Raw genomic sequence first — 955 nt, forward strand, 5'->3', positions numbered from 1 at the left:
TTAGGAATATCAGGTGCGGAACTCATCGAGGCGCGGGCATCCTTGCCCATAGTGACGCCGGATAGATTTAAGCAAGCCCATCATAAATCAAAATCAGTGTTGCAAAAACGGGGGTGACCATAGATTTTTTATTCCCGAACTCACTGTTTTATCAGTGGTTTTTAATTTGGTGCCAGAGCGGGACTAGCAAATAACTATAACTAACTGAATATATTAATTTTATATTTAACTGATTGTTATGATGCCCCTTTTTATGCCCCTGAATTATTTTGCTCTTTTTCTAATTCATTGCGCTTTCTGTTAGCTGGTATTCCCTGCCAATGAAAGATTTCCCAATAATTGCACTTATGTCATTTTGAGACTTTTCTTACTGTCTTCGTACTATTACTATTGCCTCGTAATCACACAAAGGAGGGCACATAAGAAAACATGAGAACAAAATATTTGCAGAGTATATTAGAACCCATCATTTGCGGTAAAAGAGGAAGCCGAGCTTAGATTAATGACTGACAACGAATTTCGTATTCAGTAGTAGGTCAGTACGTTAAACGCACCAACCTTGTGAAGAGGTTACGCCGAATTTCGTCGGAACCTATTGAGTGATTGAGGAGACAGCTAACTGATACCCCTGCCAGTAAGAAGCCTTTCCCGTTACCGTGATCACCTGACCTTTCCTCAATAACATCACCGACAGCGCCATCTCATCAAAGCCCACGACACGCAGCGGATAATCACTGCGCTTATCACCTGTGCCTGCATGGTAGCGACTGCCATCACCTTACCTGTCTGGTACTTTATACGCTTGGGTGCAACGGTAATCTTCCCTGTGACCGTGGAAACTATCGATTGTGAATTCTTTTGCTTTCTTCGTGCCATTTTCCATCACTTTTAGATGGTTGGTATTTCAACCATGATAAAAATCAATCAATTATATGCAAATGAATCACTGCGAACG

1 protein-coding gene is annotated in these 955 nt (G+C 41.4%); it reads right to left on the reverse strand.

Features of this window, described 5'->3' with window-relative positions; genetic code table 11:
• Window positions 1-684 precede the first annotated feature (684 nt).
• Window positions 685-876, reverse strand: coding sequence for a hypothetical protein (locus Xenpb_RS19340; RefSeq protein ID WP_255523221.1), 192 nt, complete (start codon window positions 874-876; stop codon window positions 685-687).
• Window positions 877-955: the final 79 nt, after the last annotated feature.

The sequence above is a fragment of the Xenorhabdus sp. PB62.4 genome (assembly GCF_014467285.1).
Taxonomy (GTDB): domain Bacteria; phylum Pseudomonadota; class Gammaproteobacteria; order Enterobacterales; family Enterobacteriaceae; genus Xenorhabdus.

Bases quoted from the DNA above. Each gene is read 5' to 3' on its own strand.
- Xenpb_RS19340 (WP_255523221.1), bottom strand. From the start codon at position 876: ATGGCACGAAGAAAGCAAAAGAATTCACAATCGATAGTTTCCACGGTC.